Below are 24,430 nucleotides of genomic sequence, written 5' to 3'. Positions count from 1 at the left end.
TATTCACCATCTTGGTAGCAAATGGTGAAAATGTAATCTTTATATAGAGTTAGCCAATCCTTTTCGCGGAGTGGTTGGACTCTGTTGACTCTGGCCCAATGTGCGCGAGAGCCGGTGCGATTTGTCCTGCGTCCGGCGCGGTTTTATCTGTCATAAGCCATAGAGCATATTTTTGGAATGTGGGATGCATAGTGATTTTTAGCAAAGCTGTGCCACCGGGTTCAAAGTTTCCTCCTTCATATTTTTTAAGTGTGCTTAGCGGTAACTCTATGATTTCACAGAATTTTGATTGGCTTAGCCCTTCAGCCTCACGCAAGGCCTTAATCTTTTCGCTTAATTTCATTTGACATGGTGCCTATATAGGGACTAAATTCCCTCAAAACTGGAACCTATATAGGTTCCATTGATTTGAGAATAAACCAGCGTCTAAACGGTTTTGAGTGGTTTAGAAAGGGCTGGATCCTATGAGGGTACCATATATGGACGCTGAAAATTATGTGATTCAGTATCCGCTTGATGCGGTTCATGTGGATAAATTTGCTGATTTATTAGGGAAGCCAAAGACAGCCGTCAGTGAAATGGTGAAGGCAAATAAATTACCAATTATTGAATTGCGTGATCCTTGCAAACCGAAGGCTCGTGCCGGTGAAAAATGGGTTTTCATTCCTGAGTTTAATCGCGCTGTACGTGAGGCGTTTTATAACCGACCGGTTGAACAGCGTGATGCATGGCTTTTGTGGATGGGGTTGTGATTATGAATGAGCCGCGTTGTATTGCTCAGTTATTGCGTAACGAAAGCCCTAGGGCGATTGACTTCACCATCACCCACGGGAAGGGTCGCAAGGGAATCATTATCCGCACCAAAAAACAGAGTCCGTTAAAAAAGGCTCTGACCTTTCTGAAAAGCCGGAGGGTCTGGAAATGACAGTGATGACGCTCAATCTCGTCGAAAAACAGCCAGCAGCTATGCGCCGGATAATTGGTAAGCATCTTGCCGTCCCTCGTTGGCAGGATACATGTGATTATTATAATCAGATGATGGAGCGCGAACGGCTAACAGTTTGCTTTCATGCGCAGTTAAAACAACGTCACGCAACGATGCGTTTTGAAGAAATGAACGACGTCGAACGTGAACGGCTGGTTTGTGCAATTGATGAATTGCGTGGGGCATTCTCAAAACGCCGTCAGGTTGGCGCAAGTGAGTATGCATATATTAGTTTTTTAACAGTCAGTCAGCGTCGTACTTTATTTATGCATGCCGGATTGACTGAAAAAGAATTCAATCAGCCATACTGGCGAATTAATGAAGAGTCATGTTACTGGCGTGATGCTTTATTCCGTGCATTACGTGAACTATTCAGTCTGTTTGAGTATGCACCGACAATTCTGACGTCGGTAAAACCAGAGCAATATTTGCATTAAATAATTAACCAGAGTTTTTAACGCACTTAATTGTGCGGGGCTTCTTTTTGCCTGGAGAAAGTCATGCATACAGTTTCTGAAAATCAGTGCGGTAAATACGCATTACTGCTGCAACAGGCCAGAACCGAAGCACAGGCCGACGCTGCGACGCGCTTTTCTTCTCATCTTGACGCCATGATTCGCCATATCACAAAGGCGGAGTTATCCCGCGTGGAGATAGTCGAGCTGCTCAGTCAGGAGTCGGAAAAATTTCACAATATCGGATTGTCTCGCGGGGAGGTGCTTTGATGTCCTGTTCTCATTCAGTTGTATTACTGAATAACGCCTTAAAAATCGCCGTTATGAAAAATGGCGACTTGTCTCTTATTCAACTTTGTCTTGATAAAGAAAAACGCGACATCACTGAATCTGTTATCGCGATTTATCAGAATGAATTAAACCTCCTGTCTGATGTGGTCAATTTACTTGTTAAACGCGCTGTATTCCACAAGCAAATTTCCTCAGTGGATGAACTGACAAAATTAACGACAGAACTTGCCAGTTATTGCGCTGATGTATCCAGGAAACTTAACGATAAAAGGAGCTGATAATGCCGGACAACATAGATTTTATTCAGGAACAACAGGCTGAATTACTGGAGCGCCAGATTAACGCGGCAAGGGTAAAACATTGCGGTGCTTCTGCGCTGGTTTGCGAAGAGTGTGACGCGCCAATTCCTGCTGCCCGTCGTGCGGCTTATCCGTCAGCCACGCGTTGTGTTTCCTGTCAGTCAGTCTTTGAAGCAAAAAACAAACATTACCGGAGAACGGCATGAGTATTCGTATTGAAATTGGCGAACGTTATGTCGTTACCAGTGACAGCTTCCAGTTTATTCTCCACGAGAAAAAGAGAGCGGAAAGCGGTAAAAACGCCGGTCAGGAATGGCTGGCGGTGGTTGGTTATTACCCGAAATTAAGCCAGCTCGTTTCCGGCCTGATGCATCACGATATTCTGACCGGAAGCGCAAAGTCTTTTGCTGATTTAAACGCGCAGGTTGAGCAACTCAGCAAGCGTTGTTCAGAGGCTTTTGGCTCATATGGCCGTTAAAGCCTCCGGGCGTTTTGTCCCTCCGTCAGCATTTGCTGCAGGCACCGGTAAGGCGTTTACCGGTGCTTATGCATGGAACGCGCCACGCGAGGCTGTCGGGCGCGAAAGACCCCTTACACGTGACGAGATGCGTCAGGTGCAAGGTGTTTTATCCACGATTAACCGCCTGCCTTACTTTTTGCGCTCGCTGTTTACGTCACGCTATGACTACATCCGGCGCAATAAAAGCCCGGTGCACGGGTTTTATTTCCTCACATCCACTTTTCAGCGTCGTTTATGGCCGCGCATTGAGCGTGTGAATCAGCGCCATGAAATGAACACCGACGCGTCGATGCTGTTTCTGGCTGAGCGTGACCACTATGCGCGCCTGCCGGGAATGAATGACAAGGAGCTGAAAAAGTTTGCCGCCCGTATCTCATCGCAGCTTTTCATGATGTATGAGGAACTCAGCGATGCCTGGGTGGATGCGCATGGCGAAAAAGAATCGCTGTTTACGGATGAGGCGCAGGCTCACCTCTATGGTCATGTTGCTGGCGCTGCACGTGCTTTCAATATTTCCCCTCTCTACTGGAAAAAATACCGTAAAGGACAGATGACCACGAGGCAGGCATATTCTGCCATTGCCCGTCTGTTTAACGATGAGTGGTGGATTAGTCAGCTTAAAGGCCAGCGTATGCGCTGGCATGAGGCGTTACTGATTGCTGTCGGGGAGGTCAATAAAGACCGTTCTCCTTATGCCAGTAAACATGCCATTCGTGATGTGCGTGCACGCCGCCAGGCAAATCTGGAATTTCTTAAATCGTGTGATCTCGAAAACAGGGAAACAGGCGAGCGCATCGACCTTATCAGTAAGGTGATGGGCAGTATTTCTAATCCTGAAATTCGCCGGATGGAGCTGATGAACACCATTGCCGGTATTGAGCGTTACGCCGCCGCAGAAGGTGATGTGGGGATGTTTATCACGCTGACCGCGCCGTCAAAGTATCACCCGACACGTCAGGTTGGAAAAGGCGAAAGTAAAACCGTCCAGCTAAATCACGGCTGGAACGATGAGGCATTTAATCCAAAGGATGCGCAGCGTTATCTCTGCCGTATCTGGAGCCTGATGCGCACGGCATTCAAGGATAATGATTTACAGGTCTACGGTTTGCGAGTCGTCGAGCCACACCACGACGGAACGCCGCACTGGCATATGATGCTTTTTTGTAATCCACGCCAGCGTAACCAGATTATCGAAATCATGCGTCGCTACGCGCTCAAAGAGGATGGCGACGAAAGAGGAGCTGCGCGAAACCGTTTTCAGGCAAAACATCTTAATCGGGGCGGTGCTGCGGGGTATATCGCGAAATACATCTCAAAAAATATCGACGGCTATGCACTGGATGGGCAGCTCGATAACGATAGCGGCAGACCGCTGAAAGATACTGCCGCGGCTGTTACCGCATGGGCGTCAACGTGGCGCATTCCGCAATTTAAAACGGTTGGCCTGCCGACAATGGGGGCTTACCGTGAACTACGCAAATTGCCTCGCGGCGTCAGCATTGCTGATGAGTTTGACGAGCGCGTCGAGGCTGCACGCGCCGCCGCAGACAGTGGTGATTTTGCGCTGTATATCAGCGCGCAGGGTGGGGCAAATGTCCCGCGCGATTGTCAGACTGTCAGGGTCGCCCGTAGTCCGTCGGATGAAGTTAACGAGTACGAGGAAGAAGTCGAGAGAGTGGTCGGCATTTACGCGCCGCATCTCGGCGCGCGTCATATTCATATCACCAGAACGACGGACTGGCGCATTGTTCCGAAAGTGCCGGTCGTTGAGCCTTTGACTTTAAAAAGCGGCATCGCCGCGCCTCGGAGTCCTGTCAATAACTGTGGAAAGCTCACTGGTGGTGATACTTCGTTACCGGCTCCCACACCTTCTGAGCACGCCGCAGCAGTGCTTAATCTGGTAGATGACGGTGTTATCGAATGGAATGACCCGGAGGTTGTGAGGGCGCTCAGAGGTGCATTAAAACACGGACTGAGAAGACCAAACCGTCAGCAAAGAAACGGAAGCCCGTTAAAACCGCATGAAATAGCGCCATCGGCCAGACTGACCCGGTCGGAACGAATGCAAATTACCCGTATCCGCGTTGACCTTGCTCAGAACGGTATCAGGCCGCAGCGATGGGAGCTTGAGGTGCTGGCGCGTGGGGCAACCGTAAATTATGACGGGAAAAAATTCACTTACCCGCTCGCTGATGAGTGGTCGGGATTCTCAACAGTATTAGAGTCAAACTCAGTGAAGCGTTAACTCAATAAATATGAGTTTATAAGTTAGGCCTCGAGATTTTGTAGAAAGGGATGTATACTGAGTATCGTATAGATTTGGAGTGAGTGATGACTGTAAAGGTGATAGACCTTTTTTGTGGTGCTGGCGGATTAACTCATGGTTTGCAGCTTGCGGGGCTTGATGTCGTTGCAGGCATTGACCTTGAGGGGGAATGTAGGTTTCCCTATGAAAGAAACAATAAATCTAAGTTTATTGAGCAAGATATCGCTAAAGTAACAAAAGAGGAACTGCTGAGGCTTTATGGTGATGCGTCTGTAAAAGTATTGGCAGGATGCGCACCTTGCCAACCTTTTTCAAAATATACTCAAGGAAAAGATAAGGCTGATGATAAAAAATGGCCTCTTCTTTATGAGTTCGAACGTTTAATTCGCGAAGTATCTCCAGAAATCGTAACAATGGAGAACGTTCCTGATGTAACTAAACATAAAGTTTATAATGATTTTTATAATTCATTGTTAAAGTTGGGCTATTATGTTTGGGCGTCTAAGATTGATTGTGTCGAATATGGAATCCCACAAAACCGTTCCCGTCATGTATTGTTGGCCTCAAAATTGGGGGCGATTGAGTTAGTAAAACGTGACGATGTTATTTTGAAAACAGTTAGAGATGCAATAGGAAATCTTCCTCCATTAGAAGATGGCCAAACAGATCCAAATGATATATTACATAGAGCCAGTAAATTAAATCCGATTAATAAAAAAAGAATTATACACTCTGTTCCTGGTGGTACATGGAAGGACTGGCCGAAAGAGTTGGTTGCCGCTTGTCATATGAAATCCAGCGGTAAAGGGTATGCTAGTGTATATGGGCGCATGTCTTGGGATAAGCCAAGTCCAACAATTACAACTCTTTGTTATGGTTTCGGGAATGGGCGTTTTGGACATCCAGAACAGCATAGAGCGATTTCTCTTAGAGAGGCTGCTTTATTGCAAACTTTCCCGATGGATTATATTTTTGTAGAAGACAAAAACAAGTTTGTTATAAGAAGTATTGGGAAAATGATAGGTAATGCTGTTCCTGTGGAACTAGGAAAAGCAATTGGGCAATCAATCAAGAACCATTTAGAATGATAAAATGGCCTGCTTTACAGGCCTTATAACTATTGTTCTAAATATTCATTATTATTTATATAGTGCTCTATATTATTCACGATAGCATCAAGATAGGCGATTACTTCTAATGAAATATTCTCTAAGTCCTGATATGAAACATTTTTTCCAATCTCAGCAAATGATACATTGCCATGAGATAAATCATTACGATGTTGTTTAACAGTGGCTAATTTTTCACCATGTTTAGTGTGAGTGTAATCGGAATGTGTAGAAAAACCATATATTTTCGATTTTTCTTTGATTTCCTCTCTATCAATATTTCCTGAGAATATTTTCTTTTTGTTGAACGTGCCATAAGATATACCGCAAGATATACCTTTGGTAAGGTGATTAACTAAACTTTCAACATTTACAGATTCATTTTTTAATCTTTTTAATATTTCTGACCTGAGATTTTTCCTGAGTTTGTCAAATTCTACGTTTCTATCATAAATAGTCTCATGAATAAGGCAGATAGCTTCTCTCATTGTTGATTCAATGAGGTTATATAACAGTATATATACTGCTCCCTTTAGAGTTTTTCGTGATTGAGCAGTAATGGAGAACTTATGTTCTTTATCATCAGCTGATATCAGTTCTGCACCGGCATACTCAATAAATTTCAAAAGATCCAAATAGGCCAAGATCTCTCCTGACCTTTCGTCAAAATCCTCACGAAAACGATCCATGTTAATCCTCTAATAATTTATCCCGAACATATTCAATTCGTTCAATTACCTTCACGCGACTATTAGCTCCGTCGGAAGTGGTCAATCGTTTGAATTCTTCTGAGCTTAGCCAATCTAAGTTCTTGGGAACAAGGTCAGGGACTTCACGTAATGCAAGTGCTGCGCCAACAGCGAGAGATTCGAATCTAACTCGAGGTGTAGATTTTGCAGTAATAGTTTTCTTGAATCCTGCTGGGAAATAGTTTTCAACAAAAGATAGAACATTAGCAAACTCTTGTTTCATTGAGTTTTGTTTAGTTTCGTCTATATCTCGATTTTCTGACATATAGTCATTTAGAAAATCCCGTACGGAATGATCAAAGTTCTTGTACTTATCTACGTAGGCAAAGAATCTTAATGTAAATTCTAACCGTTCATCTCGTTTTTCTTTAGTCTGAGATAAAGGTGCTAATTCTTTAAATTTAGGTATTGTTGAGCATGGCTTAATAACCTGTGTATATAAATTTGTTGAACCAAGTTCTGATCCTTTACGGACTTCCATATCTTTCAATATATCGCTGCCAGAGTTAATACGCTCAAAAAGATCTCTACGGGTTTCTTCATTGCATTTAGAACTCAATTCTATAACGCGGACAGGAATTCTCATGAAACGACGTTGACGTGATAATGGTAAATCTTGGAATTTGAAACCATTAAGGACGTCTAAAGATTTCAGGTCTTGTAAAACTAATTCATTTTGGATAAAAGCGTGTATAGTCCTAACTCGTTGTGAGCCATCAACAATCTCAATTCGCCCATCTAAATCGGGATCTTCGGAGAGAACATCTGCTATAAATATATATGGTATAGGAAAACCCAAAATCAAAGACTCTATCAATTTTGATTGTCTTTTTTCACTCCAAACAAAATCCCTTTGATAATCAGGAACAAAGAGTTCGTTAGTATCATCCTCTAATCCGTTATGATACTTATTAACTAATAACTCAACGGTAAATTCTTTGGTCTCAAAATCCACATCCTTTTGCTCAGCACGAATTTGCTCTTCAGCGTTTTGCTTTATCACCTCTAGCTGAGCAAGCAACTCTGCTCTTTTCTTGGCATTATCTTCATTTTCTAGTTGAGATTTTAAATCAATAATGTCCATGTCTAGTTCCCTTAACAAGTGTTAAAAATTGAAGCGGATAGCATACCGCATAGATCATGAAAAATGCCATCATGTGCATGGATTTGCATGCGTCAGAAGTCGCTTTTATTGTTAGTTATCACTAGCGCTGGCGTGCTCTTGGAGTGTTCATGCAACTGCATTAAAACCGCCCCATGAAGCGGGCGGGCGAGGCGGGGAAAGCACTGCGCGCTGGCGGTGGTGCTGATTTTATTTTCCAGCGTCTCAGCGCGTCGTGACGGCGCTTAGTCTGCCCGTTGGGCGTTGGTGTGTCTGCGGGATTTTTTGTGCGGTGATGAGCGTGTGAGGGCGTGATGGCGGGGTGTAAAAAAGCCGCCCGCAGGCGGCGATGTTCAGCCGTTGTCAGTGTCCAGTGAGTAGTTTTTAAAGCGGATGACCTCCTGACCGAGCCAGCCGTTTATCTCGCGGATCCTGTCCTGTAACGGGATAAGCTCATTGCGGACAAAGACCTTTGCCACTTTCTCAATATCACCCAGCGACCCGACGTTCTCCGGCTTGCCCCCCATCAACTGAAAGGGGATGCGGTGCGCGTCCAGCAGGTCAGCGGCGCTGGCTTTTTTGATATTAAAAAAATCGTCCTTCGTTGCCACTTCACTGAGCGGGATAATTTTAATGCCGTCGGCTTTCCCCTGTGGGGCATAGAGAAACAGATTTTTAAAGTTATTGCGGCCTTTCGACTTAACCATGTTTTCGCGAAGCATTTCGATATCGTTGCGATCCTGCACGGCATCGGTGACGTACATGATGTATCCGGCATGTGCGCCGTTTTCGTAATACTTGCGGCGGAACAGCGTGGCCGACTCATTCAGCCATGCAGAGTTAAGGGCGCTGAGATATTCCGGCAGGCCGTACAGCTCCTGATTAATATCAGGCTCCAGCAGGTGAAACACGGAGCCGGGCGCGAAGGCTGTCGGCTCGTTGAAGGACGGCACCCACCAGTAAACATCCTCCTCCACGCCACGACGGGTATATTTGGCCGGTGAGGTTTCCAGTCTGATGACCTTACCGGTGGTGCTGTAACGCTTTTCCAGAAACGCATTACCGAACACCAGAAAATCCAGCACAAAACGGCTGAAATCCTGCTGGGAAAGCCACGGGTGCGGGATAAACGTTGAAGCCAGAATATTACGTTTGACGTAAATCGGTGAGCTGTGATGCACGGCAGCACGCAGGCTTTTTGCCAGACCGGTAAAGCTGACCGGCGGCTCATACCATCTGCCGTTACTGATGCACTCGACGTAATCCAGAATGTCACGGCGGTCGAGTACCGGCACCGGCTCACCAAAGGTGAATGCTTCCATTTTCGGGGCGCTGGCGGTGATTGTTTTTGCCGCAGGTCGCGGTGTTTTCCCTTTTTTCTTGCTCATCAGTAAAACTCCAGAATGGTGGATGTCAGCGGAGTGCTGATACCGGCGGTGAGTGGCTCATTTAACAGGGCGTGCATGGTTGCCCAGGCGAGGTCGGCGTGGCTGGCTTCCTCGCTGCGGCTGGCCTCATAGGTGGCACTGCGTCCGCTGCTGGTCATGGTCTTGCGGATAGCCATGAACGAGCTGGTGATGTCGGTGGCGCTGACGTCATATTCCAGACAGCCACGGCGGATGACGTCTTTGGCCTTGAGCACCATTGCGGTTTTCATTTCCGGCGTGTAGCGGATATCGCGCGCGGCGGGATAGAACGAGCGCACGAGCTGGAACACGCCGACACCGAGGCCGGTGGCATCAATACCGATGTATTCGACGTTGTATTTTTCGGTGAGTTTGCGGATGGACTCCGCCTGGGTGGCAAAGTCCATGCCTTTCCACTGGTGACGCTCAAGTATTCTGAATTTGCCACCGGCCACCACCGGCGGTGCCAGCACCACGCATCCGGCGCTGTCGCCACGGTGTGACGGGTCGTAACCAATCCATACCGGGCGGGAGCCGAACGGATTTGCGGCAAACGGCGCGTAGTCTTCCCATTCTTCCAGCGTGTCGACCATGCAGCGTTGCAGCTCCTCGAACGGGAACACCGATACCTTGTCGTCAACAAATTCACACATGAACAGGTTTTTAAAATCGTCGGCGCTGTTTTCGCGTTTGAGCTGCTCAATGTCGAACAATGTGCAGCCGCCTTTCAGGGCGTCCTCAATGGTGACAATCTGCCGCCACTGGCCGTCCGCACAGAGAAGACCACCGGCAAGGGCGTTATGACTGACGTCGATTTCCACACGTTCGGCGGCGCTGGCGCGTCCCCGGTTGAACAGTTCACCCGACCAGAACGGGTAGGCGTCGTGCGCCAGCGTGGACGGGGTGGAGAAATAGGTCGAGCGCAGGTGACTCTGTGAGGCCATACCTGATGCCACCTTACGCAGTACCTGAAAATTCGGGATCCAGAAAATCTCGTCGACGTACAGGTCGCCGTTATGGCTCTGTGCGGTGTTGGAGTTGGTGCCGAGAAAAATCAGTTTTGCGCCGTTATTGCCCAGGACAATCGGGTCACCGGTCAGGTCAACGTCAACCAGACGAGCAAAGGCGATGATGTATTCACGGAACACATACGCCTGCGTTTTACTGGCCGACAGAAAAATCTGGTTATGGCCGGTTTTCAGGGCGCGCAGCAGCGCCTCGCGGGAAAAATAAAACGTCGCGCCAATCTGGCGGGATTTCAGGATATCGCGGATGCGGTGCTCAAGCCCGGCACGATACCAGTGCAACTGATAGTCGAAAGACTGCTCAAAGAAAATCTGCTCCAGCTTTTCGATGGCCTCGTCACTGAAAAAATTCTTTTTCGGTTTGCGACGCCCGCCTTTGTTGCGGTTAGCGATGTTCGGATTAAGGTCTGCCTCGTTGCCGGTCTGGCTGTAGCGGTTTACCCGTGCCAGTCGTTCAATCTGGCGTCCGAGCAGGTCAATTTCCTTGAAGTCACCGCCGGTTTTCTGCGGTTTGATGATGAGCTGGGTCAGCCGCGCTTCCAGACTCATTTCGACACGGCTGATGGGGGCAACACTGTCCCAGCCGTCGCGCTGTTTCCAGCTCTGCACCGTCGGGCGTTTCATCTGCAACATGGCGGCAATCTGCGGCACGGAAAACCCCTGCCAGTACAGCAGCGCCGCCTGACGACGCGGGTCGTGTAAAAGAGTGGTGTCTGTGGTGATGGTCATGAATACCTCGCCGTGATGAATACACGGCAAGGCTACTGAGTCGCGCCCCGCGATTCGCTAATGTGCTGTTGTGTCAGTGATAAACCATCCGGGACTGATGGCGGAGGATGCGCATCGTCGGGAAACTGATGCCGACATGTGACTCCTCTAATCACTATTCAGGACTCCTGACAATGGCAAAAAAAGTCTCAAAATTCTTTCGTATCGGCGTTGAGGGTGACACCTGTGACGGGCGTGTCATCAGTGCGCAGGATATTCAGGAAATGGCCGAAACCTTTGACCCGCGTGTCTATGGTTGCCGCATTAACCTGGAACATCTGCGCGGCATCCTGCCTGACGGTATTTTTAAGCGTTATGGCGATGTGGCCGAACTGAAGGCCGAAAAGATTGACGATGATTCGGCGCTGAAAGGCAAATGGGCGCTGTTTGCGAAAATCACCCCGACCGATGACCTTATCGCGATGAACAAGGCCGCGCAGAAGGTCTACACCTCAATGGAAATTCAGCCGAACTTTGCCAACACCGGCAAATGTTATCTGGTGGGTCTGGCCGTCACCGATGACCCGGCAAGCCTCGGCACGGAATACCTGGAATTCTGCCGCACGGCAAAACACAACCCCCTGAACCGCTTCAAATTAAGCCCTGAAAACCTGATTTCAGTGGCAACGCCTGTTGAGCTGGAATTTGAAGACCTGCCTGAAACCGTGTTCACCGCCCTGACCGAAAAGGTGAAATCCATTTTTGGCCGCAAACAGGCCAGCGATGATGCCCGTCTGAATGACGTGCATGAAGCGGTGACCGCTGTTGCTGAACATGTGCAGGAAAAACTGAGCGCCACTGAGCAGCGCCTCGCTGAGATGGAAACCGCCTTTTCTGCACTTAAGCAGGAGGTGACTGACAGGGCGGATGAAACCAGCCAGGCATTCACCCGCCTGAAAAACAGTCTCGACCACACCGAAAGTCTGACCCAGCAGCGCCGCAGCAAGGCCACCGGTGGTGGCGGTGACGCCCTGATGACGAACTGCTGACCGGCGTCAGTCAGTCCGGGAAAACCTTCACGATTAACCCTTAATTTCAGGAAAAACTATGCGCCAGGAAACCCGCTTTAAATTTAATGCTTACCTGTCCCGTGTTGCCGAGCTGAACGGCATCGACGCCGGTGATGTGTCGAAAAAATTCACCGTTGAACCGTCGGTCACCCAGACCCTGATGAACACCATGCAGGAGTCCTCTGACTTTCTGACCCGCATCAACATTGTGCCGGTCAGTGAAATGAAAGGGGAAAAAATTGGCATCGGTGTCACCGGCTCCATCGCCAGCACCACCGACACCGCCGGTGGCACCGAGCGTCAGCCGAAGGACTTCTCGAAGCTGGCGTCAAACAAGTACGAATGCGACCAGGTTAACTTCGATTTTTATATCCGCTACAAAACGCTTGACCTGTGGGCGCGTTATCAGGATTTCCAGCTCCGTATCCGTAACGCCATTATCAAACGCCAGTCCCTTGATTTCATCATGGCCGGTTTTAACGGCGTGAAGCGTGCCGAAACCTCTGACCGCAACAGTAATCCGATGCTGCAGGATGTGGCGGTCGGCTGGCTGCAGAAATACCGAATGAAGCCCCGGCGCGCGTGATGAGCAAGGTCACTGACGAGGAAGGCCGCACCACCTCTGAGGTTATCCGCGTGGGTAAGGGCGGTGATTATGTAAGCCTCGATGCACTGGTGATGGATGCGACCAACAACCTGATTGAACCTTGGTATCAGGAAGACCCTGACCTTGTGGTGATTGTGGGGCGTCAGCTACTGGCGGACAAGTATTTCCCTATCGTCAACAAGGAGCAGGATAACAGCGAGATGCTGGCCGCTGACGTCATCATCAGCCAGAAACGCATCGGTAACCTGCCGGCGGTACGCGTCCCGTACTTCCCGGCGGATGCGATGCTCATCACGAAGCTGGAAAACCTGTCCATCTACTACATGGATGACAGCCATCGCCGCGTGATTGTGGAAAACCCGAAACTCGACCGCGTGGAGAACTACGAGTCAATGAACATTGATTACGTGGTGGAGGACTACGCCGCCGGTTGTCTGGTGGAAAAAATTAAGGTCGGTGATTTCTCCACACCGGCTAAAGCGACCGCAGAGCCGGGAGCGTAACCGATGACGAGTCCCGCACAGCGCCACATGATGCGGGTCTCGGCAGCGATGACCGCGCAGCGGGAAGCCGCCCCGCTGCGACATGCAACTGTCTATGAGCAGATGCTGGTCAAGCTGGCCGCAGACCAGCGCACACTGAAAGCGATTTATTCAAAAGAGCTGAAGGCCGCGAAAAAACGCGAACTGCTGCCGTTCTGGTTGCCGTGGGTGAACGGCGTGCTGGAGCAGGGCAAAGGTGCACAGGATGACATTCTGATGACGGTCATGCTGTGGCGTCTGGATACCGGCGATATTGCCGGTGCGCTGGAGATTGCCCGTTATGCCCTGAAGTACGGTCTGACCATGCCGGGTAAACACCGCCGCACCCCGCCGTACATGTTCACCGAGGAGGTGGCGCTTGCGGCCATGCGCGCTCACGCTGCCGGTGAGTCTGTGGATCCCCGCCTGCTGACGGACACCCTCGAACTGACCGCCACGGCTGACATGCCTGATGAAGTGCGCGCAAAGCTGCACAAAATCACCGGTCTGTTTCTGCGTGACGCTGGTGATGCCGCAGGTGCGCTGGTACACCTGCAACGTGCGACACAGCTCGACTGTCAGGCAGGCGTCAAAAAAGAGATTGAACGACTGGAGCGGGAGCTGAAACCGAAGCCGGAGCCGCAGCCCAAAGCGGCCACCCGCACTCCGCGTAAGACCCGGAGCGTGACACCGGCAAAACGTGGACGCCCGAAAAAGAAAGCCAGTTAACAACCGAATGCGCCCCGCGCCAGGGCGGCACGCCGGTCAGTGACGGTGAATCACCTGACACTGCACCGGCGTCCACCGCCCGACTTTTCAGAGGTAGTCATGATGACGCTGATTATTCCGCGAAAGGAGGCTCCCGTGTCCGGTGAGGGTACGGTGGTTATCCCGCAACCGGCAGGCGACGAGCCGGTGATTAAAAACACGTTCTTTTTTCCCGATATTGACCCGAAGCGCGTCCGGGAACGTATGCGCCTTGAGCAGACCGTCGCCCCCGCCCGTCTGCGTGAGGCCATCAAGTCAGGCATGGCGGAGACGAATGCGGAGCTGTACGAGTACCGCGAACAGAAAATTGCTGCCGGTTTTTCGCGTCTGGCTGACGTCCCGGCGGACGACATCGACGGTGAAAGCATCAAAGTTTTTTACTACGAGCGCGCTGTGTGTGCGATGGCGACCGCGTCGCTTTATGAGCGTTACCGCGGCGTGGATGCCAGTGCCAAGGGCGACAAGAAGGCCGACAGCATTGACAGCACCATTGATGAGCTGTGGCGGGATATGCGCTGGGCGGTGGCGCGTATCCAGGACAAGCCGCGCTGCATCGTGAGTCAAATCTGATGAAGACCTTTGCGCTACAGGGCGACACGCTCGACGCCATTTGTGTTCGGTATTACGGGCGCACTGAGGGCGTGGTCGAGGCCGTGCTCGCCGCAAATCCGGGACTGGCTGAACTGGGGGCGGTGCTGCCACACGGCACCGCCGTCGAACTGCCCGACGTTCAGACCGCGCCCGTGGCTGAAACTGTCAATCTGTGGGAGTAACGCATGACAGCAGAAGAAAAAAGCGTCCTGTCGCTTTTCATGATTGGGGTGCTGATTGTTGTCGGCAAGGTGCTTGCCGGTGGTGAACCCATCACTCCGCGTCTGTTTATCGGGCGCATGTTGCTCGGTGGTTTTGTCTCGATGGTTGCCGGTGTTGTTCTGGTGCAGTTTCCTGACCTGTCACTGCCTGCGGTGTGCGGCATCGGCTCCATGCTGGGTATCGCCGGTTATCAGGTGATTGAGATTGCCATTCAGCGCCGCTTTAAGGGCAGGGGGAAACCGTAATGCCGGTAATTAGCACACATCAGAATATCGCCGCCTTTCTCGACATGCTGGCCGTGTCCGAAGGGACGGCGAATCATCCGCTGACGAAAAACCGGGGCTATGACGTGATAGTCACCGGACTGGACGGGAAGCCGGAAATCTTCACCGACTACAGTGACCACCCGTTCGCACATGGCCGACCGGCGAAGGTGTTTAACCGTCGCGGTGAAAAATCCACGGCCTCCGGTCGCTATCAGCAGCTTTACCTGTTCTGGCCGCACTACCGCAAACAGCTTGCCCTGCCGGATTTCAGTCCGTTGTCACAGGACAGGCTCGCCATTCAGTTGATCCGCGAACGCGGTGCACTGGATGACATCCGGGCGGGACGCATTGAGCGCGCCATTTCACGCTGTCGCAATATCTGGGCGTCCCTGCCGGGTGCCGGTTACGGTCAGCGTGAGCATTCACTGGAAAAACTGGTCACCGTCTGGCGCACCGCTGGCGGCGTACCGGCTTAAACGGAGTAAACACCATGAAGAAATTATCCCTTTCACTGATGCTGAACGTGTCGCTGGCGCTGATGCTGGCACTGTCCCTGATTTACCCGCAGAGCGTGGCCGTCAGTTTTGTCGCTGCATGGGCGATTCTGGCGACGGTTATCTGTGTGATTGCCGGTGGTGTCGGCGTGTATGCCGCGGAGTATGTGCTGGAACGCTACGGGCGGGAGCTGCCGCCGGAATCGCTGGCCGTGAAGATTGTCACGTCGCTGTTTTTGCAGCCGGTGCCGTGGCGCAGACGGGCAGCGGCTCTGATGGTGATGGTGGCGACGTTTATCTCGCTGGTCGCTGCCGGGTGGATTTTTACCGCACTGATTTATCTCGTGGCATCGCTGTTTTTCCGGCTGATACGTACGGCCTGCCGTCAGCGTCTTGAGGGGCGGGAACCATGTCAAAACTGATGATTGTGCTGGTTGTGTTGTTATCGCTGGCGGTGGCCGGTCTGTTTCTGGTGAAACACAAAAATGCCAGCCTGCGCGCCTTGCTGGACAGGGCGAACAACGTCGCCAGTGAACAGCAGACGACCATCACCATGCTGAAAAACCAGCTTCATGTTGCCCTCACCAGGGCAGACAAAAACGAGCTGGCGCAGGTGGCACTGCGTCAGGAACTGGAGAACGCCGCGAAGCGTGAAGCTCAGCGCGAGAAAACCATCACGAGGTTACTTAATGAAAACGAAGATTTTCGCCGCTGGTACGGTGCTGACCTGCCTGATGCTGTGCGCCGGTTGCACCAGCGCACAGCCTGCGCAGACGCCAGTGATTGTCCACAACGCCTGCCCGAAAGTGAGCCTTTGCCCGATGCCGGGCAGTGACCCGCAGACGAACGGCGATTTAAGTGCTGATATCCGGCAGCTTGAGAACGCGCTGGCACGCTGTGCCAGCCAGGTAAAAATGATTAAACACTGTCAGGACGAAAACGATGCTCAAACCCGACAGCCTGCGCAGGGCGCTGACTGATGCCGTCACGGTGCTGAAAACAAGCCCCGAGATGCTGCGGATATTCGTGGATAACGGGAGTATTGCCTCCACACTGGCGACGTCGCTGTCATTCGAAAAGCGTTACACGCTCAACGTGATTGTGACCGACTTTACCGGTGATTTTGACCTGCTCATCGTGCCGGTGCTGGCGTGGCTGCGGGAAAATCAGCCCGACATCATGACCACCGACGAAGGCCAGAAAAAGGGCTTCACGTTTTATGCAGACATCAACAATGACAGCAGCTTTGATATCAGCATCAGCCTGATGCTGACCGAGCGCACGCTGGTCAGTGAGGTGGACGGCGCGCTGCATGTGAAGAATATCCCGGAACCTCCGCCGCCGGAGCCGGTCACCCGCCCGATGGAGCTTTATATCAATGGCGAACTGGTGAGTAAGTGGGATGAATGAGTTTAAGCGTTTTGAAGACAGGCTGACCGGACTTATTGAGTCGCTGTCACCGTCAGGGCGTCGGCGACTGAGCGCCGAACTGGCGAAACGTCTGCGTCAGAGTCAGCAGCGTCGGGTGATGGCACAGAAAGCCCCGGACGGCACACCCTACGCACCACGCCAGCAGCAGAGCGCCAGAAAAAAGACCGGTCGCGTTAAGCGAAAAATGTTTGCGAAACTTATCACCAGTCGTTTTTTGCATATCCGCGCCAGCCCTGAACAGGCATCAATGGAGTTTTACGGCGGGAAGTCACCGAAAATAGCCAGTGTGCATCAGTTCGGTCTGTCGGAAGAAACCCGGAAAGACGGTAAGAAAATTCATTATCCGGCGCGTCCCCTGCTCGGCTTTACCGGTGAGGATGTGCAGATGATTGAAGAGATTATCCTGGCTCACCTCGACCGTTAGTTGTGCCATTCCTGACACCTCATCGTCACATTGCCGCCGGTATGACCCGGCGGCATCCTTCCCGTTATGAACACTCTCGCAAATATTCAGGAACTCGCGCGCGCACTGCGCAACATGATCCGCACCGGCATTATCGTCGAAACCGACCTTAATGCCGGTCGCTGCCGTGTGCAGACCGGCGGCATGTGCACCGACTGGCTTCAGTGGCTGACCCATCGCGCCGGACGTTCGCGCACATGGTGGGCACCTTCCGTGGGGGAACAGGTGCTGATTCTGGCCGTAGGCGGTGAACTCGACACGGCGTTCGTTCTGCCGGGGATTTATTCCGGTGATAACCCCGCGCCGTCTGCGTCGGCGGATGCCCTGCATATCCGTTTCCCTGACGGGGCGGTGATTGAGTATGAACCTGAAACCAGTGCACTCACGGTAAGCGGAATTAAAACGGCCAGCGTGACGGCTTCTGATTCTGTTACTGCCACGGTGCCGGTGGTCACGGTGAAAGCATCAACCCGCGTCACTCTGGACACGCCGGAGGTGGTCTGCACAAACAAGCTGATCACTGGCACGCTGGAAGTGCAGAAGGGCGGGACGATGCGCGGCAACATTGAACACACCGGCGGTGAACTCTCATCAAACGGGAAGGTACTGCATACCCATAAACACCCCGGCGACAGCGGCGGCACAACCGGGAGTCCTCTATGACAGCGCGTTATCTCGGAATGAATCGCAGTGATGGCCTGACTGTCTCTGACCTTGAGCATATCAGCCAGAGTATCGGCGATATCCTGCGCACGCCGGTCGGCTCACGGGTGATGCGTCGTGATTACGGCTCGTTGCTGGCGTCAATGATTGACCAGCCGCAGACCCCGGCGCTTGAGTTGCAGATTAAGGTCGCCTGTTACATGGCCGTGCTGAAATGGGAAGCCCGCGTCACCCTGTCATCCGTCACCACGGCGCGCAGCTTTGACGGGCGAATGACGGTCACGTTAACCGGCCAGCACAACGACACCGGCCAGCCACTTTCGTTAACCATCCCTGTGAGTTGAAACCATGCCGATTATCGACCTGAACCAGCTACCCGCACCGGATGTGGTCGAGGAGCTGGACTTTGAAACCATTCTTGCCGAACGCAAGGCGACACTGATTTCCCTTTACCCGGAAGACCAGCAGGAGGCGGTCGCCCGTACCCTGACGCTGGAATCCGAGCCTCTCGTCAAACTGCTGGAGGAAAATGCTTATCGTGAGCTTATCTGGCGTCAGCGTGTGAATGAGGCCGCACGGGCGGTAATGCTGGCCTGTGCCGCCGGTAATGACCTTGATGTGATTGGTGCCAATTACAACACCACGCGCCTGATTATCACCCCGGCAGATGATTCGACCCTCCCGCCGACACCGGCAGTGATGGAATCTGACACGGATTATCGTCTGCGTATTCAGCAGGCGTTTGAAGGTTTAAGCGTCGCCGGGTCGGTGGGGGCCTATCAGTATCATGGTCGCAGTGCCGACGGGCGTGTCGCGGATATTTCTGTAACCAGTCCGTCTCCGGCCTGCGTCACCATCTCTGTGCTGTCACGTGAAAATAACGGTGTCGCATCCGAAGACCTGCTGGCGGTGGTGCGTAACGCCCTTAATGGTGAGGACGTCAGGCCGGTGGCCGACCGCGTGACCGTGCAGTCTGCCGCCATCGTTGAATACCAGATAAACGCCACGCTTTACCTTTACCCTGGTCCCGAAAGCGAACCCATACGCGCTGCTGCCGTGAAAAAACTGGAAGCGTACATCACGGCACAGCACCGGCTGGGGCGCGACATCCGTCTGTCTGCCATTTATGCCGCTTTGCATGTGGAAGGCGTGCAGCGTGTCGAACTGACTGCACCGCTGGCCGACATCGTGCTCAACAGTACGCAGGCGTCTTTCTGTACCGAATACCGCGTCGTGACCGGAGGCTCGGATGAGTGATTCGCGACTGCTGCCGACCGGCTCATCACCGCTTGAAGTTGCCGCCGCAAAAGCCTGTGCGGAAATTGAAAAAACGCCGGTCAGGATTCGTGAACTGTGGAACCCGGATACCTGTCCGGCAAATCTGCTGCCGTGGCTGGCGTGGGCGTTTTCGGTCGACAGGTGGGATGAAAAGTGGCCGGAAGCGACAAAACGCGCCGTTATCCGCGATGCCTATTTCATCCACTGTCATAAAGGCACTATCGGCGCAATCCGGCGTGTGGTGGAGCCGCTCGGCTATCTCATCAACGTGACGGAGTGGTGGGAAAACAGTGACCCGCCCGGCACCTTCCGGCTTGATATTGGTGTACTGGAAAGCGGCATCACAGAGGCAATGTATCAGGAAATGGAACGGCTTATTGCTGATGCCAAACCTGCAAGCCGTCATCTTATTGGCCTGAACATTACCCGGGACATTCCCGGCTACCTGTTCGCCGGTGGTGTGGCTTACGACGGCGATGTAATTACGGTTTACCCCGGATAAGTGAGGAATAATGAGCACAAAATTCAGAACCGTTATCACCACTGCCGGTGCAGCAAAGCTGGCAGCGGCAACCGCACCGGGAGGGCGGAAGGTCAACATTACCACGATGGCCGTCGGGGATGGCGGTGGTAAATTGCCTGTCCCGGATGCCGGACAGACCGGGCTTATCCACGAAGTCTGGCGACATACGCTGAACAAAATCAGCCAGGACAAACGAAACAGTAATTATATTATCGCAGAGCTGGTTATTCCGCCGGAGGTGGGCGGTTTCTGGATGCGTGAGCTTGGCCTGTACGATGATGCGGGAACGTTAATTGCCGTGGCGAACATGGCCGAAAGTTATAAGCCAGCTCTTGCCGAAGGCTCAGGGCGTTCGCAGACCTGTCGCATGGTCATCATCGTCAGCAGTGTGGCCTCGGTGGAGCTGACCATTGACACCACAACGGTGATGGCGACACAGGATTACGTTGATGACAAAATTGCAGAGCACGAACAGTCACGACGTCACCCGGACGCCTCGCTGACCGCAAAAGGTTTTACTCAGTTAAGCAGTGCGACCAACAGCACGTCTGAAACACTGGCCGCAACGCCGAAAGCGGTAAAGGCCGCCTATGACCTTGCTAACGGGAAATATACCGCACAGGACGCTACCACAGCTCGAAAAGGTCTTGTCCAGCTCAGTAGTGCCACCAACAGCACGTCTGAAACGCTTGCGGCAACGCCAAAGGCGGTTAAGACAGCGTATGACCTTGCTAACGGGAAATACACTGCACAGGACGCCACTACAGCGCGAAAAGGTCTTGTCCAGCTCAGTAGCGCCACCAACAGCGATTCTGAAACGCTTGCGGCAACACCAAAGGCGGTTAAGACAGCGTATGACCTTGCTAACGGGAAATACACTGCACAGGATGCCACCACAGCGCGAAAAGGTCTTGTCCAGCTAAGTAGTGCCATCAACAGCGATTCTGAAACGCTGGCCGCAACGCCAAAAGCAGTGAAGTCTGCCTATGACAATGCTGAAAAACGTCTTCAGAAAGATCAGAACGGTGCGGATATTCCGGGAAAGGATACCTTCACGAAAAATATCGGTGCCTGTCGTGCTTATAGCGGCGCTTTGAGCACTGAAGCCGGAAACTGGACAACCGCTCAGTTTATTGAATGGCTGGATTCCCGTGGTGCATTTAATCATCCGTACTGGATGTGCAAAGGCTCCTGGTCATATGCAAATAACAAAATCATTACGGATACCGGATGTGGTGATATCCACCTGGCTGGTTGTGTCGTCGAGGTCATGGGAACTAAATCTGCAATCACTATCCGAGTGACCACGCCAACAACATCAAGCGGTGGCGGTACAACCAGCGCGCAATTCACTTACATAAATCATGGGGACGGCTACTCCCCCGGCTGGCGTCGTGACTGGAATCGTCAGGGCGACTCAATGACCGGAACGATTAATCAGGATGGCGGAAGCCAGAATGCCTATATGTCTACGGCCTTATGTTCAGGCACCAGAGGCGGCAAAAAATATCTCAGAAAGTTTCGTGGTGGAGAAGGAGATACTATCTGGCATGAAACAGTTCAGGGCGGGGTAATTCGCTGGGCGACAGGAAACAATGACGCTCAGGAAGAATTATCACTCAGCTCCGCTTATGGTCTCCGTTCAAGAGGTGAAATTACATCACTCAGTGCTAATGGTCTGCGCATTGCTTATGGCAATTATGGATTCTTTATCAGGAATGATGGCGGCAGCACATATTTAATGCTGACGGCCTCTGGCGATAAATTTGGGACATGGAACGGCTTAAGACCGCTGACTATCAATAACGCCAATGGCGGAGTGTCAATGGGGCATGGCCTGAGTGTTACAGGTGATATTGTCTCAAGTACCAAAGTACGTGCCGGTAGCGGGAAAAAGTTCACGGTCAGCAGCAGCAATACATCCACGAAGGAAGCCGCATTCAATTTGTGGGGAAACTCAAGTCGTCCTGTGGTGGCTGAATTAGGTGATGATGCAGGCTGGCATTTTTACAGTCAGAGAAATACAGATAACAGCATCACTTTTGCTGTTAACGGGCAGGTATCACCATCTAACTATGGCAACTTTGATTCACGCTATGTCCGGGATATCCGGCTTGGTGGTGCTGCCACATACAAACCTGCGAACAATGGTATGACATGGACACATCAGGCACCGTCCGGGTGTGTATATTCCGGCATTATTGTTCAGGATACCGGCTCAAACTCTGCCGATAACATTGGTGGCGTATATTACAGACCGGTGCAGAAATACATTAACGGGACTTGGTATAACGTGGCACAGGTATAATTTATGCAGCATTTGATAAATATAACGGCAGGTAATCCAAAAACGGTTGAACAATATCAATTGACAAAGGACTTTGATGTTGTCTGGTTTTTTTCAGAAGATGGTAAGAACTGGTACGAAGAACAAAAGTATTTTGCTGATGACACGATAAAAATAGCGTACGACAAAGATAATATTATCCGCTATGTGGAAAAGGATGTGACAGCTATCAGACCGGATGGATTAAGTGTTGTTGAAGTGCCGGATATTACTGCTAACCGACGGGCGGACATTTCAGGGAACTGGATGTTTAAGGACTGTACAGTGATTAAACGAATTTATACGGCAGAGGAATTGCAGCAGCAGGCAGAAAATCGGAAAGCCAGACTTCTTGCAGATGCTGAATCCGTGATTTTGCCGCTGGAGCGCGCTGTCAGGCTGAATATGGCAACAGATGAGGAGCGCAGTCGACTGGAGGCATGGGAACGCTACAGTGTTCTGGTCAGTCGTGTGGATCCTGCAAATCCTGAATGGCCGGAAATGCCGCAATAAGTTGTATGAGCTCTGGTGTGAGCTTACATATCTATGGCACAGAGTAAAGCCTAATCTGAGAGTCCGCTCTGTGCCAGAAGTAGACGCACAAGGTGGGCGTGTCTTTTTCTTAAGCTACATCGGGCTCTTATATGGGGAATGAGAGTTTTTGAAACGCGGTTCTTCATGCTTCGGACTGTAAATTCTTGCATGATTATCTATCACAACTTTACTTCCAAGAATATCTCGAGCTTCTCCTAACGACCACACAGTAGAAAGATCATTAGTCAAATTTCGATAGAGAGCACGAAACCCCTTGGGTTTTTTAAGATCATATAAGAAATCAGGAACTTTAACTTTAAAATTAAAGGTCGGTAGTTTCGGAAGGGAATTAATAGCCGCAACAGTATTGTATACATGTACAAGCTTAGTTACAGGTACACCTTGTCTAGTCTTGAGCCCATACTTAGTTCGAATATAATCTGATTCTTTCGATACTTCAGTAAGCAATGCTCTTACTGACTTATTAGCTTGAGGCAATTCATTTTCATCAAACAAGCGCTTTATTTCTCGCATTTTCTCACGGGCCCTTACAAATTCGTTGTTGTCCCTTATGTTATAAGCAGCTTCAACAATACAACTTGGATCACCAGTTTCTTTTGCGAGCCATGCCGAAAATAAAGGAAGCGAAGTTGCTGTTGCTACAGCTTTACCACCAGAATGAATATCAATGAGATCATGACTTAACGAAGTGGAAAAGTTTTCTACAATATGTTTAGCATAGTCAAAACCATACTGACAGTTTTGGCTTAAATATGTCTGTTGATACGCCTGACGTAATGGATATAAAAAAGTATCTGCTTGAAGGTACTTAGCTGTGAGAGAATAAAATACTGCCCGATTAGCCAGCCATACAAGCGAAGCCACGAATGCTTTGATTGCATCTGATGCTTCACCAGCAGATGTGCCATCCCCCCATTTTGCTCCGGGAACTTTGTACCCCTTGCGAATAGGGTTGCCAAATCGATCGAGAAGTTCAACATCGCCATTTGTTCTATTACCAGACTCAGCAGCATCACGCAGTTCTGAAAAAATGGCAGCAGCAATGTTACCATATTTTTCAAACTCCTTACCTCCATCAGATAAGTTCTTCAGTGTTAGATGATAAACACTTGAACTAATGTCCCATGTACATATGATATGTGTCTGAAGAAGTTCAATTAGTTTTTTAAAATCGTCATTAACAAATGTTCCACCACGAATTTTAGGTTTCAATGCATCAGATATTTTTTTTGCTTCACTTTCAATTTCATCCAACCCATATTGTGCTTTATCAAGAAATAATATCTCTCTGAAACTTGAAATCCTACTCCCACGGTACTCTGGAATATAATCATCAACCGCGATAACGTGATCATAGAACAAAATAGACTGTATATAGTTCTCAAATGCTATTATGTCTGTATCTACTGAGTCCTTCGATCTTGTTTTTACTTTCCCCTCGATTCTTTGGACTGCAGTTAGAGTTGAATTATCAATCAGTGCGTATGTCATTTACATTCCTTAAATAAAAAACATTAATGGTTGCTCCAAAAATACTAGCAACCTTATTTCAGTGAAGTCAATTTTTTAACATTAATCATTTACACACGCTTGAAAAGTGATCGCTGAAAATGGCATTTACTACATTATCAAAGTTCCCATCGAAGATAATCGAAATTTTTCCCGGTAGCAGATATCGTGAGATTTAACGCTTTTCGCTCATAGCAGGCTGTCAGATTTGATAGCGTTTGGGCTATG

31 protein-coding genes and 1 pseudogene are annotated in these 24,430 nt (G+C 50.6%); 26 read left to right on the top strand and 6 right to left on the bottom strand.

The features are described 5' to 3' along the window. Nucleotides 1-49: 49 nt before the first annotated feature. Nucleotides 50-343 (bottom strand): helix-turn-helix domain-containing protein, encoded by a 294-nt coding sequence (locus C1P89_RS18625; RefSeq protein ID WP_000777029.1) that lies wholly within the window; start codon nucleotides 341-343, stop codon nucleotides 50-52. 136 nt (nucleotides 344-479) lie between these two features. On the opposite strand from C1P89_RS18625, the gene C1P89_RS18620 reads away from it, so the two are divergent. The 8 genes from C1P89_RS18620 (at nucleotide 480) to C1P89_RS18585 (ending at nucleotide 5,904) form a co-directional block, all read left to right on the top strand. Beyond that, on the top strand, nucleotides 480-752 hold the full coding sequence (locus C1P89_RS18620) for a Cox family DNA-binding protein (RefSeq protein ID WP_001308179.1): 273 nt from the start codon (nucleotides 480-482) through the stop codon (nucleotides 750-752). A gap of 169 nt (nucleotides 753-921) precedes the next feature. After that, nucleotides 922-1,422, top strand: coding sequence for a hypothetical protein (locus C1P89_RS18615; RefSeq protein ID WP_000217670.1), 501 nt, complete (start codon nucleotides 922-924; stop codon nucleotides 1,420-1,422). Between the two features lie 63 nt (nucleotides 1,423-1,485). Next, nucleotides 1,486-1,710 carry a DUF2732 family protein gene (locus C1P89_RS18610; protein ID WP_000557703.1) on the top strand — a complete coding sequence of 75 codons (225 nt, stop codon included), beginning with the start codon at nucleotides 1,486-1,488 and terminating at the stop codon, nucleotides 1,708-1,710. Continuing rightward, nucleotides 1,710-2,009, top strand: a complete 300-nt coding sequence (locus C1P89_RS18605) for a DUF5405 family protein (protein ID WP_001277898.1) — start codon at nucleotides 1,710-1,712, stop codon at nucleotides 2,007-2,009. Before C1P89_RS18610 ends, C1P89_RS18605 begins: the two co-directional genes overlap by 1 nt. A 2-nt stretch (nucleotides 2,010-2,011) precedes the next feature. Continuing rightward, complete coding sequence (locus tag C1P89_RS18600; protein WP_001113162.1) at nucleotides 2,012-2,236, top strand: TraR/DksA family transcriptional regulator; 225 nt, start codon at nucleotides 2,012-2,014, stop codon at nucleotides 2,234-2,236. Continuing rightward, nucleotides 2,233-2,508 (top strand): DUF5405 family protein, encoded by a 276-nt coding sequence (locus C1P89_RS18595; protein ID WP_000027664.1) that lies wholly within the window; start codon nucleotides 2,233-2,235, stop codon nucleotides 2,506-2,508. Before C1P89_RS18600 ends, C1P89_RS18595 begins: the two co-directional genes overlap by 4 nt. Continuing rightward, the gene (locus C1P89_RS18590; protein WP_000268605.1) at nucleotides 2,498-4,795 is read left to right on the top strand and encodes a replication endonuclease; all 2,298 of its coding nucleotides are present in this window, start codon (nucleotides 2,498-2,500) and stop codon (nucleotides 4,793-4,795) included. Before C1P89_RS18595 ends, C1P89_RS18590 begins: the two co-directional genes overlap by 11 nt. Nucleotides 4,796-4,881: 86 nt before the next feature. After that, the gene (locus C1P89_RS18585; RefSeq protein ID WP_000216889.1) at nucleotides 4,882-5,904 is read left to right on the top strand and encodes a DNA cytosine methyltransferase; all 1,023 of its coding nucleotides are present in this window, start codon (nucleotides 4,882-4,884) and stop codon (nucleotides 5,902-5,904) included. A gap of 29 nt (nucleotides 5,905-5,933) precedes the next feature. Here C1P89_RS18585 and C1P89_RS18580 read toward each other — a convergent pair whose 3' ends face one another. From C1P89_RS18580 to C1P89_RS18565, 4 genes are all read right to left on the bottom strand, one after another. Further along, complete coding sequence (locus tag C1P89_RS18580) at nucleotides 5,934-6,614, bottom strand: MAE_28990/MAE_18760 family HEPN-like nuclease (protein ID WP_000373632.1); 681 nt, start codon at nucleotides 6,612-6,614, stop codon at nucleotides 5,934-5,936. A 1-nt stretch (nucleotide 6,615) separates the two neighbouring features. After that, nucleotides 6,616-7,758, bottom strand: coding sequence for a DUF262 domain-containing protein (locus C1P89_RS18575; protein WP_000351259.1), 1,143 nt, complete (start codon nucleotides 7,756-7,758; stop codon nucleotides 6,616-6,618). 371 nt (nucleotides 7,759-8,129) lie between these two features. Further along, nucleotides 8,130-9,164, bottom strand: coding sequence for a phage portal protein (locus tag C1P89_RS18570; RefSeq protein ID WP_000038194.1), 1,035 nt, complete (start codon nucleotides 9,162-9,164; stop codon nucleotides 8,130-8,132). After that, on the bottom strand, nucleotides 9,164-10,936 hold the full coding sequence (locus tag C1P89_RS18565) for a terminase ATPase subunit family protein (protein ID WP_000156846.1): 1,773 nt from the start codon (nucleotides 10,934-10,936) through the stop codon (nucleotides 9,164-9,166). The genes C1P89_RS18570 and C1P89_RS18565 overlap by 1 nt, the downstream gene beginning before the upstream one ends. A 173-nt stretch (nucleotides 10,937-11,109) precedes the next feature. Between C1P89_RS18565 and C1P89_RS18560 the strand changes: the two genes are divergently transcribed. The 18 genes and pseudogenes from C1P89_RS18560 (at nucleotide 11,110) to C1P89_RS18475 (ending at nucleotide 22,651) form a co-directional block, all read left to right on the top strand. Further along, nucleotides 11,110-11,964 carry a GPO family capsid scaffolding protein gene (locus tag C1P89_RS18560; RefSeq protein WP_001085953.1) on the top strand — a complete coding sequence of 285 codons (855 nt, stop codon included), beginning with the start codon at nucleotides 11,110-11,112 and terminating at the stop codon, nucleotides 11,962-11,964. A 58-nt stretch (nucleotides 11,965-12,022) separates the two neighbouring features. After that, nucleotides 12,023-13,095, top strand: a pseudogene (locus C1P89_RS18555) (phage major capsid protein, P2 family). Nucleotides 13,096-13,098: 3 nt separating this feature from the next. Beyond that, nucleotides 13,099-13,842 carry a phage terminase small subunit gene (locus C1P89_RS18550; RefSeq protein ID WP_000203435.1) on the top strand — a complete coding sequence of 248 codons (744 nt, stop codon included), beginning with the start codon at nucleotides 13,099-13,101 and terminating at the stop codon, nucleotides 13,840-13,842. Nucleotides 13,843-13,941: 99 nt separating this feature from the next. After that, a complete protein-coding gene (locus C1P89_RS18545; RefSeq protein WP_000988627.1) occupies nucleotides 13,942-14,451 on the top strand; it encodes a head completion/stabilization protein in 510 nt (169 codons plus the stop codon). Next, nucleotides 14,451-14,654, top strand: coding sequence for a tail protein X (locus tag C1P89_RS18540; RefSeq protein ID WP_000846399.1), 204 nt, complete (start codon nucleotides 14,451-14,453; stop codon nucleotides 14,652-14,654). Before C1P89_RS18545 ends, C1P89_RS18540 begins: the two co-directional genes overlap by 1 nt. A 3-nt stretch (nucleotides 14,655-14,657) precedes the next feature. Next, nucleotides 14,658-14,939, top strand: coding sequence for a phage holin family protein (locus tag C1P89_RS18535; protein WP_000123123.1), 282 nt, complete (start codon nucleotides 14,658-14,660; stop codon nucleotides 14,937-14,939). After that, complete coding sequence (locus C1P89_RS18530) at nucleotides 14,939-15,436, top strand: glycoside hydrolase family 24 protein (protein ID WP_001144177.1); 498 nt, start codon at nucleotides 14,939-14,941, stop codon at nucleotides 15,434-15,436. Before C1P89_RS18535 ends, C1P89_RS18530 begins: the two co-directional genes overlap by 1 nt. Nucleotides 15,437-15,450: 14 nt before the next feature. Beyond that, nucleotides 15,451-15,876, top strand: coding sequence for a DNZ54_00345 family protein (locus C1P89_RS18525; RefSeq protein ID WP_000736583.1), 426 nt, complete (start codon nucleotides 15,451-15,453; stop codon nucleotides 15,874-15,876). Further along, nucleotides 15,864-16,289 carry an Rz-like lysis system protein LysB gene (lysB, locus tag C1P89_RS18520; RefSeq protein ID WP_000040659.1) on the top strand — a complete coding sequence of 142 codons (426 nt, stop codon included), beginning with the start codon at nucleotides 15,864-15,866 and terminating at the stop codon, nucleotides 16,287-16,289. The genes C1P89_RS18525 and lysB overlap by 13 nt, the downstream gene beginning before the upstream one ends. Then, nucleotides 16,189-16,434 carry an Rz1-like lysis system protein LysC gene (gene lysC, locus C1P89_RS18515; protein ID WP_232379196.1) on the top strand — a complete coding sequence of 82 codons (246 nt, stop codon included), beginning with the start codon at nucleotides 16,189-16,191 and terminating at the stop codon, nucleotides 16,432-16,434. Before lysB ends, lysC begins: the two co-directional genes overlap by 101 nt. Then, nucleotides 16,397-16,864: a phage tail protein gene (locus C1P89_RS18510; RefSeq protein ID WP_000917186.1), complete on the top strand. Its 468-nt coding sequence runs from the start codon at nucleotides 16,397-16,399 to the stop codon at nucleotides 16,862-16,864. The genes lysC and C1P89_RS18510 overlap by 38 nt, the downstream gene beginning before the upstream one ends. After that, the gene (locus C1P89_RS18505) at nucleotides 16,857-17,309 is read left to right on the top strand and encodes a phage virion morphogenesis protein (protein ID WP_001001791.1); all 453 of its coding nucleotides are present in this window, start codon (nucleotides 16,857-16,859) and stop codon (nucleotides 17,307-17,309) included. The genes C1P89_RS18510 and C1P89_RS18505 overlap by 8 nt, the downstream gene beginning before the upstream one ends. A gap of 66 nt (nucleotides 17,310-17,375) precedes the next feature. Continuing rightward, on the top strand, nucleotides 17,376-18,011 hold the full coding sequence (locus C1P89_RS18500) for a phage baseplate assembly protein V (RefSeq protein ID WP_001093711.1): 636 nt from the start codon (nucleotides 17,376-17,378) through the stop codon (nucleotides 18,009-18,011). Beyond that, nucleotides 18,008-18,355, top strand: coding sequence for a GPW/gp25 family protein (locus C1P89_RS18495; protein WP_000127151.1), 348 nt, complete (start codon nucleotides 18,008-18,010; stop codon nucleotides 18,353-18,355). The genes C1P89_RS18500 and C1P89_RS18495 overlap by 4 nt, the downstream gene beginning before the upstream one ends. A gap of 4 nt (nucleotides 18,356-18,359) precedes the next feature. Continuing rightward, nucleotides 18,360-19,268, top strand: coding sequence for a baseplate assembly protein (locus tag C1P89_RS18490; RefSeq protein WP_001121485.1), 909 nt, complete (start codon nucleotides 18,360-18,362; stop codon nucleotides 19,266-19,268). Beyond that, entirely contained in the window at nucleotides 19,261-19,791 is a 531-nt protein-coding gene (locus C1P89_RS18485) for a phage tail protein I (protein ID WP_001285314.1), read from the top strand. Before C1P89_RS18490 ends, C1P89_RS18485 begins: the two co-directional genes overlap by 8 nt. A gap of 10 nt (nucleotides 19,792-19,801) precedes the next feature. After that, complete coding sequence (locus C1P89_RS18480) at nucleotides 19,802-22,120, top strand: tail fiber protein (RefSeq protein ID WP_000104740.1); 2,319 nt, start codon at nucleotides 19,802-19,804, stop codon at nucleotides 22,118-22,120. A 3-nt stretch (nucleotides 22,121-22,123) separates the two neighbouring features. Further along, entirely contained in the window at nucleotides 22,124-22,651 is a 528-nt protein-coding gene (locus tag C1P89_RS18475) for a tail fiber assembly protein (RefSeq protein ID WP_001164094.1), read from the top strand. A 114-nt stretch (nucleotides 22,652-22,765) separates the two neighbouring features. Here C1P89_RS18475 and C1P89_RS18470 read toward each other — a convergent pair whose 3' ends face one another. After that, nucleotides 22,766-24,184 (bottom strand): hypothetical protein, encoded by a 1,419-nt coding sequence (locus tag C1P89_RS18470; RefSeq protein ID WP_000220361.1) that lies wholly within the window; start codon nucleotides 24,182-24,184, stop codon nucleotides 22,766-22,768. Nucleotides 24,185-24,430: the final 246 nt, after the last annotated feature.

The sequence above is a fragment of the Shigella sonnei genome (genome assembly GCF_002950395.1).
GTDB lineage: Bacteria > Pseudomonadota > Gammaproteobacteria > Enterobacterales > Enterobacteriaceae > ECMA0423.
This window is presented reverse-complemented; position numbering and strand designations above follow the sequence as displayed.

Coding starts and splice junctions, on each gene's coding strand:
- C1P89_RS18495 (WP_000127151.1), top strand. CDS start 18,008: ATGACAGCGCGTTATCTCGGAATGAATCGCAGTGATGGCCTGACTGTC.
- C1P89_RS18490 (WP_001121485.1), top strand. CDS start 18,360: ATGCCGATTATCGACCTGAACCAGCTACCCGCACCGGATGTGGTCGAG.
- C1P89_RS18500 (WP_001093711.1), top strand. CDS start 17,376: ATGAACACTCTCGCAAATATTCAGGAACTCGCGCGCGCACTGCGCAAC.
- C1P89_RS18540 (WP_000846399.1), top strand. CDS start 14,451: ATGAAGACCTTTGCGCTACAGGGCGACACGCTCGACGCCATTTGTGTT.
- C1P89_RS18625 (WP_000777029.1), bottom strand. CDS start 343: ATGAAATTAAGCGAAAAGATTAAGGCCTTGCGTGAGGCTGAAGGGCTA.
- lysB (WP_000040659.1), top strand. CDS start 15,864: ATGTCAAAACTGATGATTGTGCTGGTTGTGTTGTTATCGCTGGCGGTG.
- C1P89_RS18510 (WP_000917186.1), top strand. CDS start 16,397: ATGCTCAAACCCGACAGCCTGCGCAGGGCGCTGACTGATGCCGTCACG.
- C1P89_RS18595 (WP_000027664.1), top strand. CDS start 2,233: ATGAGTATTCGTATTGAAATTGGCGAACGTTATGTCGTTACCAGTGAC.
- C1P89_RS18505 (WP_001001791.1), top strand. CDS start 16,857: ATGAATGAGTTTAAGCGTTTTGAAGACAGGCTGACCGGACTTATTGAG.
- C1P89_RS18545 (WP_000988627.1), top strand. CDS start 13,942: ATGATGACGCTGATTATTCCGCGAAAGGAGGCTCCCGTGTCCGGTGAG.
- C1P89_RS18605 (WP_001277898.1), top strand. CDS start 1,710: ATGTCCTGTTCTCATTCAGTTGTATTACTGAATAACGCCTTAAAAATC.
- C1P89_RS18470 (WP_000220361.1), bottom strand. CDS start 24,184: ATGACATACGCACTGATTGATAATTCAACTCTAACTGCAGTCCAAAGA.
- lysC (WP_232379196.1), top strand. CDS start 16,189: ATGCTGTGCGCCGGTTGCACCAGCGCACAGCCTGCGCAGACGCCAGTG.
- C1P89_RS18615 (WP_000217670.1), top strand. CDS start 922: ATGACAGTGATGACGCTCAATCTCGTCGAAAAACAGCCAGCAGCTATG.
- C1P89_RS18480 (WP_000104740.1), top strand. CDS start 19,802: ATGAGCACAAAATTCAGAACCGTTATCACCACTGCCGGTGCAGCAAAG.
- C1P89_RS18560 (WP_001085953.1), top strand. CDS start 11,110: ATGGCAAAAAAAGTCTCAAAATTCTTTCGTATCGGCGTTGAGGGTGAC.
- C1P89_RS18485 (WP_001285314.1), top strand. CDS start 19,261: ATGAGTGATTCGCGACTGCTGCCGACCGGCTCATCACCGCTTGAAGTT.
- C1P89_RS18620 (WP_001308179.1), top strand. CDS start 480: ATGGACGCTGAAAATTATGTGATTCAGTATCCGCTTGATGCGGTTCAT.
- C1P89_RS18570 (WP_000038194.1), bottom strand. CDS start 9,164: ATGAGCAAGAAAAAAGGGAAAACACCGCGACCTGCGGCAAAAACAATC.
- C1P89_RS18580 (WP_000373632.1), bottom strand. CDS start 6,614: ATGGATCGTTTTCGTGAGGATTTTGACGAAAGGTCAGGAGAGATCTTG.
- C1P89_RS18535 (WP_000123123.1), top strand. CDS start 14,658: ATGACAGCAGAAGAAAAAAGCGTCCTGTCGCTTTTCATGATTGGGGTG.
- C1P89_RS18530 (WP_001144177.1), top strand. CDS start 14,939: ATGCCGGTAATTAGCACACATCAGAATATCGCCGCCTTTCTCGACATG.
- C1P89_RS18550 (WP_000203435.1), top strand. CDS start 13,099: ATGACGAGTCCCGCACAGCGCCACATGATGCGGGTCTCGGCAGCGATG.
- C1P89_RS18475 (WP_001164094.1), top strand. CDS start 22,124: ATGCAGCATTTGATAAATATAACGGCAGGTAATCCAAAAACGGTTGAA.
- C1P89_RS18610 (WP_000557703.1), top strand. CDS start 1,486: ATGCATACAGTTTCTGAAAATCAGTGCGGTAAATACGCATTACTGCTG.
- C1P89_RS18525 (WP_000736583.1), top strand. CDS start 15,451: ATGAAGAAATTATCCCTTTCACTGATGCTGAACGTGTCGCTGGCGCTG.
- C1P89_RS18575 (WP_000351259.1), bottom strand. CDS start 7,758: ATGGACATTATTGATTTAAAATCTCAACTAGAAAATGAAGATAATGCC.
- C1P89_RS18565 (WP_000156846.1), bottom strand. CDS start 10,936: ATGACCATCACCACAGACACCACTCTTTTACACGACCCGCGTCGTCAG.
- C1P89_RS18590 (WP_000268605.1), top strand. CDS start 2,498: ATGGCCGTTAAAGCCTCCGGGCGTTTTGTCCCTCCGTCAGCATTTGCT.
- C1P89_RS18585 (WP_000216889.1), top strand. CDS start 4,882: ATGACTGTAAAGGTGATAGACCTTTTTTGTGGTGCTGGCGGATTAACT.
- C1P89_RS18600 (WP_001113162.1), top strand. CDS start 2,012: ATGCCGGACAACATAGATTTTATTCAGGAACAACAGGCTGAATTACTG.